This window comes from Ruegeria sp. CH10, from assembly GCF_056537125.1.
This window is the reverse complement of sequence record NZ_JBQFQY010000003.1, coordinates 323,386-339,203: the sequence shown is the minus strand read 5'-3', so window position 1 is coordinate 339,203 and position 15,818 is coordinate 323,386. Positions and strand designations below refer to the sequence as shown.

At 61.7% G+C, this 15,818-nt stretch carries 13 protein-coding genes; 4 read left to right on the top strand and 9 right to left on the bottom strand.

What is annotated here, in order from left to right; genetic code table 11:
* From ACRZ94_RS11875 to ACRZ94_RS11850, 6 genes are all read right to left on the bottom strand, one after another.
* On the bottom strand, positions 1-1,230 hold the full coding sequence (locus tag ACRZ94_RS11875) for a DNA recombination protein RmuC (RefSeq protein ID WP_480797421.1): 1,230 nt from the start codon (positions 1,228-1,230) through the stop codon (positions 1-3).
* Between the two features lie 52 nt (positions 1,231-1,282).
* On the bottom strand, positions 1,283-3,142 hold the full coding sequence (gene mutL, locus ACRZ94_RS11870; protein ID WP_480797420.1) for a DNA mismatch repair endonuclease MutL: 1,860 nt from the start codon (positions 3,140-3,142) through the stop codon (positions 1,283-1,285).
* A gap of 282 nt (positions 3,143-3,424) precedes the next feature.
* On the bottom strand, positions 3,425-4,354 hold the full coding sequence (locus ACRZ94_RS11865) for a metal ABC transporter permease (protein ID WP_480653530.1): 930 nt from the start codon (positions 4,352-4,354) through the stop codon (positions 3,425-3,427).
* Positions 4,351-5,556 carry a metal ABC transporter permease gene (locus tag ACRZ94_RS11860; RefSeq protein ID WP_480653529.1) on the bottom strand — a complete coding sequence of 402 codons (1,206 nt, stop codon included), beginning with the start codon at positions 5,554-5,556 and terminating at the stop codon, positions 4,351-4,353. Before ACRZ94_RS11860 ends, ACRZ94_RS11865 begins: the two co-directional genes overlap by 4 nt.
* A gap of 2 nt (positions 5,557-5,558) precedes the next feature.
* Entirely contained in the window at positions 5,559-6,362 is an 804-nt protein-coding gene (locus ACRZ94_RS11855; protein WP_480653527.1) for a metal ABC transporter ATP-binding protein, read from the bottom strand.
* 4 nt (positions 6,363-6,366) lie between these two features.
* Positions 6,367-7,320 carry a metal ABC transporter solute-binding protein, Zn/Mn family gene (locus tag ACRZ94_RS11850; RefSeq protein WP_480653526.1) on the bottom strand — a complete coding sequence of 318 codons (954 nt, stop codon included), beginning with the start codon at positions 7,318-7,320 and terminating at the stop codon, positions 6,367-6,369.
* Between the two features lie 201 nt (positions 7,321-7,521).
* Here ACRZ94_RS11850 and deoC point away from each other — a divergent pair, with 201 nt between their 5' ends.
* From deoC to ACRZ94_RS11830, 4 genes are all read left to right on the top strand, one after another.
* Positions 7,522-8,520, top strand: coding sequence for a deoxyribose-phosphate aldolase (gene deoC, locus ACRZ94_RS11845; protein ID WP_480797419.1), 999 nt, complete (start codon positions 7,522-7,524; stop codon positions 8,518-8,520).
* A 10-nt stretch (positions 8,521-8,530) separates the two neighbouring features.
* Positions 8,531-10,864, top strand: a complete 2,334-nt coding sequence (locus ACRZ94_RS11840; RefSeq protein WP_480797418.1) for an aldehyde dehydrogenase family protein — start codon at positions 8,531-8,533, stop codon at positions 10,862-10,864.
* A gap of 26 nt (positions 10,865-10,890) precedes the next feature.
* A complete protein-coding gene (locus tag ACRZ94_RS11835; RefSeq protein ID WP_480797417.1) occupies positions 10,891-11,706 on the top strand; it encodes an SDR family oxidoreductase in 816 nt (271 codons plus the stop codon).
* Between the two features lie 96 nt (positions 11,707-11,802).
* Positions 11,803-12,525, top strand: a complete 723-nt coding sequence (locus ACRZ94_RS11830) for a Crp/Fnr family transcriptional regulator (RefSeq protein ID WP_480797416.1) — start codon at positions 11,803-11,805, stop codon at positions 12,523-12,525.
* 6 nt (positions 12,526-12,531) lie between these two features.
* Here the strand turns inward: ACRZ94_RS11830 and ACRZ94_RS11825 are convergent, their stop codons facing one another.
* The 3 genes from ACRZ94_RS11825 to ACRZ94_RS11815 form a co-directional block, all read right to left on the bottom strand.
* A complete protein-coding gene (locus ACRZ94_RS11825) occupies positions 12,532-13,836 on the bottom strand; it encodes a M16 family metallopeptidase (RefSeq protein WP_480797415.1) in 1,305 nt (434 codons plus the stop codon).
* Positions 13,833-15,173: a M16 family metallopeptidase gene (locus tag ACRZ94_RS11820; RefSeq protein WP_480653518.1), complete on the bottom strand. Its 1,341-nt coding sequence runs from the start codon at positions 15,171-15,173 to the stop codon at positions 13,833-13,835. Before ACRZ94_RS11820 ends, ACRZ94_RS11825 begins: the two co-directional genes overlap by 4 nt.
* Positions 15,174-15,254: 81 nt before the next feature.
* Positions 15,255-15,773 carry a DUF3035 domain-containing protein gene (locus ACRZ94_RS11815; protein ID WP_480653516.1) on the bottom strand — a complete coding sequence of 173 codons (519 nt, stop codon included), beginning with the start codon at positions 15,771-15,773 and terminating at the stop codon, positions 15,255-15,257.
* Positions 15,774-15,818: the final 45 nt, after the last annotated feature.

Below are 15,818 nucleotides of genomic sequence, written 5' to 3'. Positions count from 1 at the left end.
CTAACCTTCAGACTGGCCCAGCGGCACCACGTTGGTGTGATCGTCGGGGGCCAGTTCCTCAAAATCGAAGTTGTCCAGACGCTGCGCCCGACGACCGGCCTTTTCGGCGCTGATCTTGATCTCGGATATATCTTTGGCAGCTTGCCCGAAATGACGGTCCAGATTGGACACCCGGTCGCCCAGACGTTCGACATCCTTGTGCAGCAACCCCAATTCCTTGCGGATGGCACCCGCCTGTTCCCGCATCCGAGCGTCTTTGAGGATCGCGCGCATGGTGTTCAGCGTGGCCATGCAGGTGGTGGGGGATACGATCCAGACGCGTTTACTGAAGCTTTCCTGCACCAGCTCGGGGAACTTGGCGTGCAACTCGGCATAGACCGCCTCGGACGGCAGGAACATCAGCGCGCCATCGGCGGTTTCGCCGTCCAGAATGTATTTCTCGGCAATGTCGTTGATGTGTTTGCGCACCGTGCTGCGGAACATCTGCACCGCCGCTTTCAACTCGGCATCGTTGGTCGAGCCAATCAGCGCTTCATACGCCTCCAATGGGAATTTACTGTCGATCACGATGGGCCCCGGCGGATTGGGCAAGTGGATCAGGCAGTCCGCGCGCCGACCGTTCGACAGGGTTGCTTGCAGCTGGAAACTGTCCGAAGGCAGCGCCTTGGACACAATATCGTTCAGCTGAATCTCACCAAACGCGCCGCGGGTCTGTTTGTTTGACAGGATGTCCTGCAGCGACAGCACATCGCCCGACAGTTTGGTGATATTGTCCTGCGCCTTGTCGATGGCCGCCAGCCGTTCCTGCAATTGCGTCAGCGAGGTCGCGGTTTGTTTCGACGAACCATGCAGCGATTCCTTCATCCGCTCCTGCATCTCGGCCAGTGCGCGGGCCGACTTCATCGCGTTATCCGCTAACCGGTCATTCATCTGCTGCTGCACCGAGGACAGGCGGGATTCAACCGTCTGGATCACCTGCACCTGCGCATTGGCCTGCGTGTCCGAAACATGCTGGAGGCCCCCGCGCAGCTGTTCCTGCCCCTGCCCCAATTGCTGAACGTGCTGGCCCAGATGCGCCATCTGCCGGACCAGAGGCTCAGCCATGCGGGCGGATCGGTTGGCGGCGCGTAGCGACAAGAACAGCAACAGCAGGATCAGCGCGACCAAACCGCCCCCGATCAGGATCACAGGGTCGTTCAGCGCAATTTGTGTTCCAGCAATCTCGATCATGTTGCCTCGGATGTTCTTGTTTTATTCTTCTTAGCGCGCGGCGCGCGCGGGATCAACTGCGTCCGAACAGACGTTCGATATCAGACAGTTTCAATTCCACATAGGTTGGCCGCCCGTGGTTGCACTGACCGGAATGGGGTGTCGCCTCCATCTCGCGCAGCAGGGCGTTCATTTCCTCGGCCCGCATCCGGCGGCCCGACCGGACCGAGCCGTGGCAGGCCACGCGGCTCAGAATCGCCTCTATCCGCGCCTGTACTGTCTGGCTTTCGCCCTGATCGGCCAGCTCATCAAGGATATCCAGGATCATCGCGCGGGCATCGACCTCACCCAGAATCGCGGGCGTTTCGCGCACGGCAATAGCCCCGCCACCGAAAGGTTCCAGCGTCAGGCCAAGGCGCGTCAGGTCATCGGCCACCGCCATGAGGCGCGCGCAGTCGCTTTCGGACAGTTCGACAATCTCGGGGATCAGCAGTGCCTGCGCGGCGACGCCATTTTCGGCCATCTGGGTTTTCAGTTTTTCATATACCAACCGCTCATGCGCGGCGTGCTGGTCGACGATCACCATGCCATCGGCGGTCTGGGCGATGATGTAGTTCTCATGCACCTGTCCACGCGCCGCGCCCAATGGCAGGTCCTGCGACGGGGGTTCCTCTGCAACCACTGGTGTCGGCTCCACAATGCTGCCGCTGTAATCCTGCGACAGTTCCGCAAAACCCGGCGCCTGCGCCCGAAAGGCCGCCTGCCGCGCCGCGGGCGAGGGGCGATCCATCTGATACACCCGCGCCGGTGCGGGTTGTGCCGGCAACGCAGGTTCCGGCCGCATCGCGCCCAAGGTCGCATTGGCCACGGTCGAGGATGCCCGATGCCCGGCCTCGGCCAGCGCGTGCCGCAGGGCCGAGACGATCAACCCGCGCGCCACGCCGGGATCGCGGAACCGGACCTCGGATTTCGCGGGATGCACGTTCACATCCACCAGCGTCGGGTCACAATCGATGAACAGCGCCGCCGCCGGGTGGCGATCCCGGCTGAGGAAATCGAAATAGGCGGCCCGCAGCGCACCGGTCAGCATCTTGTCCCGCACCGGGCGGCCATTGACGAAAAGGTATTGCGCCACCGCCGCGCCCCGCGAGTAGGTCGGCAAGGCAGCATAGCCATACAGCCTGATCCCCTCACGCGTGGCGTCAATTTGCAAGGCGTTCTCGGCGAACTCGCGTCCGATCACGCGGGCCAGACGGGCGTGCAGCGCATCGAACAGATCGCCATTCTCGCGGTCGGCGCGGAAGGTCACCCGCCCCTCACCCCCGCCCGAGACATCGCGCAGGGTAAAGGTGATCGCGGGCTCGGCCATCGCCAGACGTTTGACGGTGTCGGTGATCGCCTGCGCCTCGGCCCGGTCGGTGCGCATGAATTTCAGCCGGGCGGGCGTGGCAAAGAACAGATCGCGCAGTTCAACCACCGTGCCTGCGCGCAGAGCCGCGGGTTTCACCGCGCCGATCTTGCCGCCCGATACATGCATCGACGCCGCCTCGGCCCCCGGCACCCGGCTGGTGATGGTCAGCCGCCCCACCGCGCCCAGCGACGGGAGGGCCTCACCCCGGAACCCAAACGTGTGGATGTTCAGCAAATCTGTGCCATCAATCTTGGACGTCGCGTGCCGAGACAGGGCCAAAGGCAAATCCCCGGCCGAGATTCCGCAACCATCATCCGTGACACGAATCAGCGTCTTGCCCCCATCCGCCACATCGATCGCGATCCGGCTGGCCCCGGCGTCGATGGCATTTTCCACCAATTCCTTGACGGCCGAGGCTGGCCTTTCGACCACTTCGCCCGCCGCAATGCGGTTGATCGCAGCATCGTCGAGCTGCCGAATTACCGGGCGGTTTTCGCTGATATTGGGGTTTGCCTGCACCATACCACCAGACCTAGCACATTTGCGCACGATTCTACCACTGGTTTGGCGTTCTCAAATTTTGGGGGAGGGGGCGTTCGAACAATCGCATCCAGCTTGTCTAAAATGGCGGCAAATCAGGTCACGATTGTCCGAACGATCCGAAGTGAGTGGTGGTCATCCAAATGTAATAGAGACGGTGTTAGCACGAATAACGCATTGAAAGTGGTTAACTTTGCAAGCACCAGGTAACTGAGCAGATTCCAGCCGATCGCGCGCTGAGGGGGGCGGCAGGAACACGCCGTGTCAAGGGCTCTGGGGGGCTCCGGCGCGGGTGCGGCAGGGGCCCCAAAGGGCGGCGCAGGCCAGGATCAGGCCGGACAGTGTTGCAATCATGCCCGCCGCGCTGACAGCGTCCGCACCACCCAGCCAAAGCGGGCCGTAGCCCGCCAGAACATAGCCGGTGACAGCCGAGAGGATGGCAAAGGCGACGCTCCACGCGATCTGGGTTTCCAGCCGGTTGGTCATCATCCGCGCCGCCGCCGGGGGGCAGATGAACATGGCGATCACGATGATCGATCCCACAGCATCAAACGCGGCCACAGCGGCAATCGCGGCGACGATCACCAGCGCAAAGCCCAAGGGGCCGGTGCGGATACCGATGGTGCGGGCAAAGCCTTCGTCAAAGGTCGAGATTTTCAGCGGCCGCCACAGCAGTGTGACAAACAAGACCACGCCGACCAGAGTGACCGCAATGCGCGGCAGTTCCGGCGGCAGCCCCGCAAGCGCGGTGAAATCCAGGACCGAGGACCACCCCGTCGCGTCCAGCCAGATCAGGCTTTCCAGATTGCCATAGAGCGCATGTTCCACGTCCAGATGCACCGATGACGTATCGGTCTGCTCCAGCAACAGCACACCAGCGGCGAACATCGTCGTAAAGACCACGCCCATCGCGGCGCCGGGTTCGATCTGCCCCAGACGGCGCACCGCCTCGATCATCAGCACCGCGACAATCGACGCGCCCGCCGCGCCCAGCATCATGGGCCAGGTCGAAATCGTTCCGGTCAGGATGAACGCCACCACGATCCCCGGCAGCACCACATGGCTGATCGCATCCCCGATCAGCGCCTGTTTGCGCAGCACCAGAAAATTGCCCGGCAGCGCGCAGGCAATGGCCGCAAAGGTGCCGATCAGCAAAGGCGTCAGGGACAGGGGTACAAATTCCTCACCGCTCATGACGGCACCCCCTGCGGGCCGCCAATGCGGCGGTCGATCTCGGCAATCTGGTCGCGGGTCAGCACGGTCTCGATGTCGCGCAACCCGTCATAAAGCGCGGCTGTCGCCTCATGCGCCTGATCCGCGCGCACGATTTCCCAGCGTTTTTCATCGCGCAGGGCCTTGGCCGCGCGGGCTTTGCCCGCCTCGGTCGCGACGCCATCGGCACGGGCCAGCCCGGCGCGGGTCAACAGGCGCAGGGTCAGCGGTTCATAAATCTTTTGGTCCTGCGCCAGTGCCAACAAGCCCTGACGGATATGAACCCGGCGCTGGAACTTCAGGTGTTTCAGCACAGCCGCCAGAACCCCGCGCACCGGAGCGAACAGCAGCGACAGTGCGAAAAAGCCAAAGCTGACCAAAACGATGATCGGACCGGTCGGCAGATTGGGGGCCGAAGCCGACAGCGCCGCCCCCAGATACCCCGCCAGCCCGCCCGCAAGCCCGGCCAGCACCACCACCCGGTCGGACCGATCCGTCCAGAACCGCGCTGTCACGGCGGGAATGATCAGCAGGGCCACAATCAGGATCAGGCCGACAATCTTGAGGCCGACCACGGTGACCGCCATGACCAAGCCCATCATCGCAAGGTCAATGCGATGCACCGGCAGGCCCCGTGCGGCAGCATATTCAGGATCAAACGCCACCATCGTCATGGGGCGCCGGATGATCATCACCAGGATCAGCGTCGCCGCCCCGCCCAGCGCAATGGTGAGCGCATCCGCCCACAACATCCCGGCGGTTGAGCCCAGCAAAAAGCCCTCAAGCCCCGCCTGCCGCCCGACGCCCATGGTTTGGATGACGGTCAGCAACACGACGCCAAAACCAAAGAACACCGACAAAACGGCACCAATTGCGGCGTCCTCGGCCAACCTTGTACGACGGGTCAGCCAGGTCATGCATAGCAGCCCGACCCAGGCCGAGATCGCCGATCCGGCCAGCAACCCCACCAGATTGCGCCCGTCACCGCCCAAGGCCACCATCGCCATGAAGGCAAGGCAGACACCCGGCAGGGTGGCATGGCTGATCGCATCGCTGACCAGCGCGCGTTTGCGCAGAAACAGAAAGGTGCCGGTCACCCCGGCAGACACGCCCAGCAACGTTGCACCAATGGCAACCAGCGAGGCGTTATAGCCCAACTGCAGGGTCAAAGCGTCCCAAAGCATGATTACCCCAGCGCGCGCGAGATCTGGTCGATCTGAGCCGTGGCCAGACGGCCCCCATAGGCCGATTGCAGGGTTTCGGCGGTAAAGGCATCAGCCACCGGCCCCTCGGCCACTTTGCGGGTATTGATCAGGAACACATGGTCAAAGTAATCGGTGACGGTGGCCAGATCGTGATGCACGACAACCACGGTCTTACCCGCCTCTTTCAGCGATTTCAGCACCGCGATGATGGCTTTTTCGGTGGCCGCATCGACCCCGGCAAAGGGTTCGTCCAGCAGGTACAGATCGGCCTCTTGCGCCAAAGCGCGGGCCAGGAAGACACGCTGTTGCTGCCCACCGGACAACTGACCAATCTGGCGATCAGCAAAATCACGCATGCCAACGCGGTTCAGACAATCCATCGCCTGCGCCATGTGACGCGCGCGCACACGGCCCAACAGACCCAGCTGCCGCGACAGGCCCATGAGGACCACGTCAATCACCCGCGTGGGGAAATCCCAATCCACGCTGGCGCGCTGCGGGACATAGGCAATACGGGCCCGTTGCTGTTCCAGCGCTTTGCCAAAGACAGTGACCTGACCGGACAGAGGTGAGACGATGCCCAAAGCGGCCTTGAGCAGGGTCGATTTACCCGCCCCGTTCGGGCCGATGATCGCCGTCATCGCGCCGGGCTGCACGGTCATATCGACCGAAAAGACCGCCGGTTTCTGACCGTAAGAAACTGTCAGGCCACGTATGGCCAGCGGGCTGTCTTCAGCTGTGCTGTCAGTGACGGACACACCCCGGTTTGTTGCAAGTTCCAGCATACCCTCAGAACCCCGCCGACAATTTGCCGTTCAGGCCGCGCGCTGGCACATCCGCACCCAAAGCGCCAGCGATGACGGTGATGTTGTGATCCAGCATGCCGATATAAGTCCCCTCATAGGTGCCCGGTTCGCCCATGGCATCCGAATACAGCTCTCCGCCAACACCCACATCATGACCCTTGGCCGCAGCGCCCTCGATCAGGGCGCGCATCGACCGGTCCGAGACCGAGCTTTCCACAAACACAGCCTTCAGTTGCTTGTCGACGAGGGTGTCCACCAGCTCTCCGATCCGGTTCAGACCAGCCTCGGACTGGGTTGAGATGCCCTGAATGCCCATCACCTCATAGCCGTAATCAGCGCCGAAATAGCCAAAGGCGTCATGGGCCGTCACCAGAACTCGATTGCTTTCAGGCACCGCGGCCAGAACCTGATCGGCATAGGCGGTCAGTGCGTCAATTTCGGTCAGGTGCGCCTTTGCATTGGCGGCAAAGATGTCGGCTGCCTCGGGGCGTGCTTCGGTCAGGGCCTTTTGCACTTCAACCACCACGTCGCCCCACAGGGCGGGGCTCATCCAGACATGAGGATCGTATTTATCGGCATAATCGTCATGCGCGCGCAGCTTGTCGGTCGCCAGCCCTTCGGCCACCGCCACCACGTTATTCTTGCGGCTCAGGTCGTGGAAGAACCCCTCCATCTGCGCCTCAAGGTACAGACCGTGCCACAGAACCAGATCGGCGCGCGTCATGGCGACAATATCGCTGCGGGTCTGACGATACGCATGCGGATCAACGCCAGGACCCATCAGGCCCTTCACCTCAACCTGATCGCCACCGACCTGACGCGCGGCATCCGCGATCATACCCGTTGTGGCGACCACTTTCAGCGGTGCTTCAGCCCATGCCATAGCGGGCAGAGCAACAACAAAGGCAAATGCCGCGATAAAGCTACGACGAATCATGTCAGACCCCGATCTGCTATCTTCTTGCAAATGAATATGCGAACCATTCGCAAGTAAGTCAACGCTATTGCGAATTATTCGCAAATAAAACATCATTTTTGTCCATTTGGTCAAAAATATTACCGTTTACACAGCGCGACACCTTCCAATTGACGCCAAGCCATGCGATTTTGGCGCAAACCTCTCCCAAAGGATGTGAGTATGGAAACGCAGAGCCATGACAGCGCCGTGCGCACCGCGCATCTGCCGCAAGTGACCGAGCCCCGAAATCCGGGGATGGACCTGGACCTGGACTGGGTGCGCGCCGTTCAGGCCAACACTTCGGCCATCGAACGCCGTGCCGCCACCCTGCCCGGCCGACGGTCGGTGAAGAAAGATTTTCAGGCCGCATGGCTGCTGAAGGCGATCACGATGATCGACCTCACGACGCTGGCGGGCGATGACACGGTGGGCCGCGTGCGCCGCCTTTGCGCCAAGGCGCGTCAGCCCGTTTCGCCCGCGCTATTGCAAGCGATGGATATGCCGCCGATCACCACAGGCGCGGTGTGCGTCTATCACGACATGATCGAACCTGCTGTTGCGGCGCTGAAGGGCACCGGCATTCCGGTGGCTGCCGTCTCGACCGGGTTCCCGGCGGGTCTGTCGCCCTTTCACCTGCGTGTGGCCGAGATCGAAGAAAGCGTGAAGGCCGGGGCCGACGAGATCGACATCGTGATCTCGCGCCGCCATGTGCTGTCGGGTGACTGGCAGGCGTTGTATGATGAGATGAAAGCCTTTCGCACCGCCTGTGGCGAGGCCCATGTCAAAGCCATTCTGGCGACCGGAGAGCTGGGCAGCCTGCGCAATGTCGCCCGCGCCTCGGTCGTGTGCATGATGGCGGGGGCGGATTTCATCAAGACCTCGACAGGGAAAGAAAGCGTCAACGCCACTCTGCCCGTGTCGCTGGTGATGATCCGTGCGATCCGCGACTATTATGACCGCACCGGGTATCGGGTGGGCTACAAGCCTGCGGGCGGGATTTCCAAAGCCAAGGATGCGCTGGTCTATCTGTCGCTGATCAAAGATGAGCTGGGCAACCGCTGGCTGGAGCCGGACCTGTTCCGCTTTGGCGCCTCCTCGCTGCTGGGGGATATCGAACGGCAGTTGGAACACTATATGACAGGCGCTTATTCCGCCGGTTATCGCCACTCCATGGCCTGAGGACAGAACAATGACAGTCAAAGAAATTTTCGAGACCATGGAATACGGCCCCGCCCCCGAAAGCGCAGCCGAGGCGCTGGCCTGGCTGGTCGATCAGGGGGATAAGTTCGGACACTATATTGACGGGGCTTTCACCAAGCCCGGCAAAGGGTTCGAAAGTCGCAACCCCGCGACCGGAGAAGTTCTGGCCAAACTGACCCAAGCCAAACAGGCAGACGTCGACGCGGCAGTAGCCGCCGCCCGCAAGGCGCAGCCGAAATGGGCGGGCCTGGGCGGCGCAGGCCGCGCGCGGTATCTCTATGCGATCGCACGGTTGTTGCAGAAGCATGCGCGGCTGTTTGCCGTTCTGGAAAGCCTCGACAACGGCAAGCCGATCCGGGAATCGCGCGACATCGACATCCCCTTAGCCCAGCGGCATTTCTATTACCACGCGGGCATGGCACAGTTGATGGAGAGCGAGTTGCCCGACGCGCAGGCGTTGGGTGTCTGCGGCCAGATCATCCCGTGGAACTTCCCCCTGCTGATGCTGGCGTGGAAGATCGCGCCTGCGCTGGCGATGGGGAACACGTTGGTTCTGAAACCTGCCGAGTATACCTCGCTGACGGCGCTGCTGTTTGCTGACATCTGTTCTCAGGCCGGGCTGCCCAAGGGTGTGGTCAACATCGTGACCGGCGACGGCGCGGTGGGCGAGATGATCGTGGCTGCCGACGTGGACAAGATCGCCTTTACCGGGTCAACCACCGTGGGGCGGCGTATTCGTGAGGCAACGGCAGGCTCGGGCAAGGAACTGACGTTAGAGCTGGGCGGTAAGTCCGCCTATATCGTGTTCGACGACGCCGATATTGATTCAGCCATCGAAGGGCTGGTGGATGCGATCTGGTTCAATCAGGGTCAGGTCTGCTGTGCGGGCTCGCGTCTGCTGGTGCAAGAGGGCATTGCCGAGCGGTTCTACACCAAGCTGCGCGCGCGGATGGATGGCTTGCGCATCGGTGACCCGCTGGACAAATGCATCGACGTGGGCGCGGTTGTGGACCCGATCCAGTTGCAGGCAATCAAAGGCATGGTCGACAGCAACACCGCAGGGGACGTCTATCAGGCGGCCTGCGCGTTGCCTGAAAACGGTTGCTATTATCCGCCGACGCTGATCTCGGGGTTGGAGACCTCGGACCCGCTGATGCAGGAGGAAATCTTTGGCCCGGTTCTGGTATCCACGACCTTCCGCACCCCGGCTGAGGCGGTCGAACTGGCCAACAATACACGCTACGGGCTGGCCGCGACGGTCTGGACCGAGAATGTGAACCTCGCGCTGGATATCGCGCCCAAACTGGTTGCGGGCGTGGTCTGGGTGAACGCCACCAACCTGTTCGACGCCGCCGCTGGCTTTGGCGGTGTGCGCGAAAGCGGCTTTGGCCGTGAAGGCGGTTGGGAGGGGCTGGCCGCCTATACCAAGCCCAAGGGCAAGACCAAGCCGCTGGCCAAGGTCGAGGCTGTAACGGGCGACGGTGCCCCGGTCGATCCCATCGACCGCACCGCCAAGATGTATATCGGCGGCAAACAGGCGCGGCCCGATGGTGGCTATTCAAAACCCGTCTGGGGCAAATCCGGCCTTCTGGGCCATGTGGGTCTTGCCAACCGCAAGGACGTGCGCAACGCGGTTGAAGCCGCCGCAGGGGCCAAAGGTTGGAGCAAGACCACCGGCCATCTGCGCGCGCAGATCCTGTATTACATCGGCGAAAACCTCTCGGCCCGTGGGGATGAGTTCGCGGCGCGGATTGATGCGATGACCGGCGGCAAGACCGGTGCAAAAGAGGTGGACGCCTCAATCCAGCGCCTGTTCACCGCCGCCGCCTGGGCCGACAAATATGACGGTCAGGTGCACGGTGTTCCAATCCGGGGCGTGGCGATTGCGATGAAGGAACCCGTGGGCGTGATCGGCGCGCTGTGCGCGGATGAGGCACCGCTGCTGGGTCTGGTCTCGGCCATGGCCCCTGCGATCGCGATGGGCAACCGGGTGGTGCTGGCCGCATCCGAGCCCTACCCGCTGGCCGCGACGGATTTCTACCAGATCCTCGAAACCTCGGACGTGCCCGCTGGTGTGGTCAACATCCTGACCGGCAGCCATGCGGAGCTGGCGAAACCGCTGGCCTCGCATCTGAACGTGGATGCGGTCTGGTCGTTCTCGTCCACCGACCTGTCGAAAGAAATCGAAGCTGTGTCCGCCGGAAATCTGAAGCGCACATGGGTCAATAACGCGACGGCAAGCGATTGGAGCATGGACCATTCCCGCCGCTTCCTGCAGGCTGCGACCGAAGTGAAAAACATCTGGGTGCCCTACGGCGAGTAGGGCCCCACGCATCGCCGGAGGCCCGCATGAACTTTGCAAACCAAACCGTTATCGTCATTGGCGGCACCAGTGGTATCAACCGGGGCATCGCCGAAGCGTTCGCTGCCGCTGGGGCGAAGGTGGCGGTTGCCAGCCGGTCACAGGACAGGGTGGATGACACCGTCGCCGCGCTAAAAGCGGCGGGCGCGGCAGACGCGATGGGCACCGCCTTCGATGTGCGCGACCCCGAGGCCGTGGCGACGGGCCTGCAACAGTTTCATGAGGCGTTTGGCGAATTCGACGTGCTGGTGTCCGGCGCGGCGGGCAATTTTCCGGCGCTGACGTCTGAGATGTCGGTCAATGCGTTCAAAACCGTGGTCGATATTGACCTGATGGGCACCGTCCACGTGATGAAGGGCGCCTATCCTTACTTGAAACGGCCCGGCGCCAGCATCATCAACATCTCGGCTCCGCAGGCGTTTCTGCCGTATGAAGGTCAGGCCCATGTCTGTGCCGCCAAGGCGGGTGTGGATCAGATCACCCGAACGCTGTCGATGGAATGGGGTGTCGAAGGCATCCGCGTGAACTCGGTCGTGCCCGGCTTCATCGAAGGGACCGAGGGCGCAAAACGTCTGGCACCGACACCAAACGCCCATGAAGAGCTGCGCCGGGACGTGCCGCTGGGCCGTTGGGGTCAGCCGCAAGACGTGGCCAATGCCTGTCTGTTCCTCAGCTCGGATTTGGCCAGCTATATCAGCGGCACAGTGTTGTCGGTGGACGGTGCTCTGTATCAGCGTGGGTCGGGCAAATTTGGACAAATGATGGGTGAAATGCTGCGCATGCAGGCAAAATCACGCTCATAACAGCGATTAACCTGTGAAGTTGTTCATATACAGCGCTGTGTGATTAACCCAACGTAAGGCCCATCTGATCCAAGGGTGGGCCCGACGATGTTAAACATGCCGATTGATCTTCCGACCTCTGTTCATCTGGTCACCATGATCGGCGTGTTCGGGGCTGGGCTGTACATCCTGAACTATTTCCTTTTGCAGATCGGCATCATCCGGGGCAACGGAGTTTTATACCCTGTCCTGGTGATTGTCGCCGCCGGAAGCGTGCTGATCAGCATGGCCGAAGAGTTCAATCTGGCCGGATCGATCATCCAGATGGCTTACATCGCGATCTCGGTCATTGGCCTGCTGCGGGGCTACCTGTCGCGGCATCTGGTGCGCTTTTCCGATGCCGAGCGTCAGTTCATCGCCCATCACCTTGAATCGCTGAAACCGCATCAGGCCCGGCGGTTGTTAAACACCGCCTCGATCAAGGAGTATGGAACCGGGGATATCCTGATCGAAGAAGACATGACCACCGATTTTCTGGGTTACGTCCTGAACGGGCGCACAACGGTTCTGAAAGACGGTCAGGTGATCAACCAATGCGGCGCTGATGAAATACTGGGCGAGTTGACCTTTAGCCTGGGCCTGCCCGCCACCGCGACAGTCATCGCGACCGAACCGACCACATGTCTGGTGTTCGACAATATCAACCTGTCGCGCCTGCTGCGCCGCAACCGTCACATCGATGACGCGCTGAAGGCCGCGCATTTCAGGCATGCGCGGCAAAAACTGCTCAGCAGTAACAAGCACACATTGCAGGCCCACAAACGGCCTGCTGCGGCCTGAACGGGATCAGCCGTCCAGACCTTCGGGCTTACCGACGATGGTGAAATGCAGCCCTTCGGGATCCAGCAGTTCCCGGGCCACGCGGTTCACCTCGTCCAGGGTCACGGCGTTCACCTGATCGTTGCGGGTGGCGATATAGTCGATGGGCAGGCCCTGCATCTGCATCCCCACCATGATCCCGGCGATACGGCCATTGCCATCAAACCGCAGCGGATAGGCCCCGGTCAGATAGGTCTTGGCATCGTCCAGCTCGGCCTGCGTGACACCTTGTTCCGCCGCACGGGCCCATTCGTCGCGGATCACCTCGACCGCTTCGGCAATGCGGTCATTGGACGACGACACCGAGCCCAGATAGACCGAGGCCAGATCCTTGGGCACCAGATAGGTCGAGATGCCATAGGTCAGGCCACGCTCTTCCCGCACTTCTTGCATCAGGCGGCTTTCAAAGCCGCCGCCGCCAAGAATGTGGTTCAGGACGAAGGCGGCAAAGAAATCCTCATCATCGCGGTCAATGCCGGCATGACCAAACAGGGCGACGGATTGGGGCGTATCAAACTCGACCACAGACACGCCGCCGGGGATGGTCACTTCGGCCCGGCCCGGGATGGGTTTACCTGTCTCGGGCAGATCGCTCAGCAATTCGTCCAGCAGATCACCCAGCTCATCAGCGGTGATGTCGCCAACGGCGCTGACATACAGGCGGTCTTTGGCGAAAACGTTGTCATAGGCGGTCACCACGTCGTCGCGGGTCAACGCGCTGACGCTTTCGATCGTGCCTTTGCCTTCGGTCCCATAGGGATGATCGCCATAGGCCATCTGCGCGAAATTCCGCCCCGCGATGTCATTGGGATTCGTCTGGTCCGAACGCAGCCCTGACACGATCTGCGCCTTCACCCGCTCGACCGCGTCCACGTCAAAGCGCGGCTCGTGCAGGGTGGTGCGCAGCAGATCGATCACCTCGTCCCGGTTCTCGGTCAGAAACTGCGCCGAGATCGAGACGGAATCGTCGCCCGCATTGTACCCGAAGGACGCAGCAAGCGATTCGAGCTCGCGCGCATAGCTGCGCGAATCCAGATCACCGGCACCCTCTTCGATCAGGCCGCTCATCAGATAGACCGCGCCGCGTTTGCCCGGTTCGTCCAGAGACGTGCCGCCCCGGAACCGCAGTTCAAGCGCAGTGAAGGGGATCGAATGATCCTCGACCAGCCAGGCGGTGATGCCGCCATCGGATGTGATTTCCTGTATCTCGATCTCGGCCCAGCCGGGCAGAGCAATGACGCAGGCAATCAGGGTAGCAAAGATACGGTTCATTGCGTCACCTCTTCGTCTTTCATCAGCCAGCCCGTGACCGAGGTCTCAGGCTGCAGAACCTCGCGGGCGGCGGCGATGATGTCATCCCCGTTGACGGCCTGCAGAATGTCGGGCCAGGCTTGCACATCCTCGACCGTCAGACCGCTGGTCAGGGCCCGACCATAGCGGTTGCCGATCCCGTCCACATTGTCGCGCGCATAGGTCTGTGCCGCGCGCAGCTGCATTTTGATCCGGTCCAGATCGTCGGGGTTCACACCTTCGGCGATGAAATCGGCAACGACCTGATCCATCGCATCCTCAGCCTCTTGCAGAGAGACGCCCTGCGCCGGAACAACCAGCAGATCAAAGGTCGTATTATCCAGCGAAACACCACGATAGAACGCTCCGGCATAGACGACCTTTTGCTGTTCCAGCTGCAGTTTTTCGTTCAGGTAAGAGGTGGTGCTGCCACCCAGCAGTTCCGCCAGCATGAACAGTGCTGCCGCTTTTTCCTGCTCACCCGCGTTCCGTTCAGTGGCCAGATAGCTGCGCTGCACATAGGGCTGCGACACGCGGGCGTCCTTATAGGTCAGCCGCCGTTCCGCCGTTTGCGGCGGCTCTTGCGAGCGGACCCGTTCGGGCAGATCCGGGTTGGCGGGAATGACGCCATAATATTGCTCGGCCAGGGTTTTGACCTCGTCTGGTTCGACATCGCCCGTCACCACCAGAATGGCATTATTGGGCGCATAATGGGTCTGGTAGAACGACAAGGCGTCGTCCATGTCCAGCGTCTCCATCTCATGCCGCCAGCCAATGATGGGCACCCCGTAGCGATGATTGAGGTACTGCGCTGCGTTCATCTGCTCGCCGAACAGGGCGCGGGGGCTGTTGTCGGTGCGCTGGTTGCGTTCCTCAAGGATCACGTCGCGCTCGGTCAGAATATCGTCTTCCGACAGGCGGATATTGCGCATCCGGTCCGCCTCCATCCGCATCATCAACTCAAGCCGGTCCGAGGCAACGCGCTGGAAATAGGCGGTGTAATCGTAAGAGGTGAAGGCGTTGTCATTGCCGCCATTGGCCGCCACCGTGGCCGAGAACTCACCCGGCGCGAGCGTATCGGTGCCTTTGAACAATAGGTGTTCCAGAAAATGCGCCACACCGGACGAGCCTACGGGTTCATCCGCCGACCCGGCCCGGTACCAGACCATATGCTGCACGACAGGTGCGCGGTGATCTTCGATCACAACCACATCCATGCCGTTATCCAGCGTGAAAGTTGTGACCGCTTCATGCCCTTCCTTTGCCATTAAAGGGGTGGCAGCGAACAAGGCGGCAGACAATGCCAGGGCCCGAACCATGGGGCGTCCTCCGTTTCGTTTAATGAAGATAAACTACGGTGGTCCTGCGCAGGTTCAAGGCCGATGACGGAAAGTTAAAGTTTATTCATCAGCCGGGGGCGCCGATGGCGTCTCAATCCCCGCACGTCGCGCCGCTTCGTTCTGTTGCGCGGCATCCAGCGATTGACGCTGATAAACCTGCGAATAGCGATCCACGTTGAACAGGCGCAGGCGGGTCAGACGGCCCTGCTTGCGGCGGAACTCGGCGTCCTCGGCATCCACAACCTGACGGGTATTCGACGGCACGCCATAGCGGCTGGACGCGGTCACAAGCGCCGCATCGCCCGAGGGGATGGCAGCATTTGCGTTCAGCGCCGCCTCACTGCCGCCCAGCGCGACAATTGCATCAGCCTTGGGATTGGGGTCCGTCAGATTCGCGCCACCCGGGGTTGGGGCGGGCAGGAACTGATAATCCGCGGGCTGGGTCAGCGGGCGCACCGGCATCACCGAGAATTCATCGGGGCCATCGCCGGGGGCCTGAAGATGGCGCAGACCGATATCGGAACAACCCGCAGCCGCAAAGGCCAATGTCACAGCAAATATGGAACGCGGCAACCGCATCAGAGTCTCCAGCCTGTTTCAGGCGCTTTTATCGCATTTCCCAAG

Coding starts and splice junctions, on each gene's coding strand:
- ACRZ94_RS11850 (WP_480653526.1), bottom strand. CDS start 7,320: ATGATTCGTCGTAGCTTTATCGCGGCATTTGCCTTTGTTGTTGCTCTG.
- ACRZ94_RS11825 (WP_480797415.1), bottom strand. CDS start 13,836: ATGAACCGTATCTTTGCTACCCTGATTGCCTGCGTCATTGCTCTGCCC.
- ACRZ94_RS11875 (WP_480797421.1), bottom strand. CDS start 1,230: ATGATCGAGATTGCTGGAACACAAATTGCGCTGAACGACCCTGTGATC.
- ACRZ94_RS11820 (WP_480653518.1), bottom strand. CDS start 15,173: ATGGTTCGGGCCCTGGCATTGTCTGCCGCCTTGTTCGCTGCCACCCCT.
- ACRZ94_RS11840 (WP_480797418.1), top strand. CDS start 8,531: ATGACAGTCAAAGAAATTTTCGAGACCATGGAATACGGCCCCGCCCCC.
- ACRZ94_RS11860 (WP_480653529.1), bottom strand. CDS start 5,556: ATGCTTTGGGACGCTTTGACCCTGCAGTTGGGCTATAACGCCTCGCTG.
- ACRZ94_RS11830 (WP_480797416.1), top strand. CDS start 11,803: ATGCCGATTGATCTTCCGACCTCTGTTCATCTGGTCACCATGATCGGC.
- mutL (WP_480797420.1), bottom strand. CDS start 3,142: ATGGTGCAGGCAAACCCCAATATCAGCGAAAACCGCCCGGTAATTCGG.
- ACRZ94_RS11835 (WP_480797417.1), top strand. CDS start 10,891: ATGAACTTTGCAAACCAAACCGTTATCGTCATTGGCGGCACCAGTGGT.
- ACRZ94_RS11815 (WP_480653516.1), bottom strand. CDS start 15,773: ATGCGGTTGCCGCGTTCCATATTTGCTGTGACATTGGCCTTTGCGGCT.
- ACRZ94_RS11855 (WP_480653527.1), bottom strand. CDS start 6,362: ATGCTGGAACTTGCAACAAACCGGGGTGTGTCCGTCACTGACAGCACA.
- ACRZ94_RS11865 (WP_480653530.1), bottom strand. CDS start 4,354: ATGAGCGGTGAGGAATTTGTACCCCTGTCCCTGACGCCTTTGCTGATC.
- deoC (WP_480797419.1), top strand. CDS start 7,522: ATGGAAACGCAGAGCCATGACAGCGCCGTGCGCACCGCGCATCTGCCG.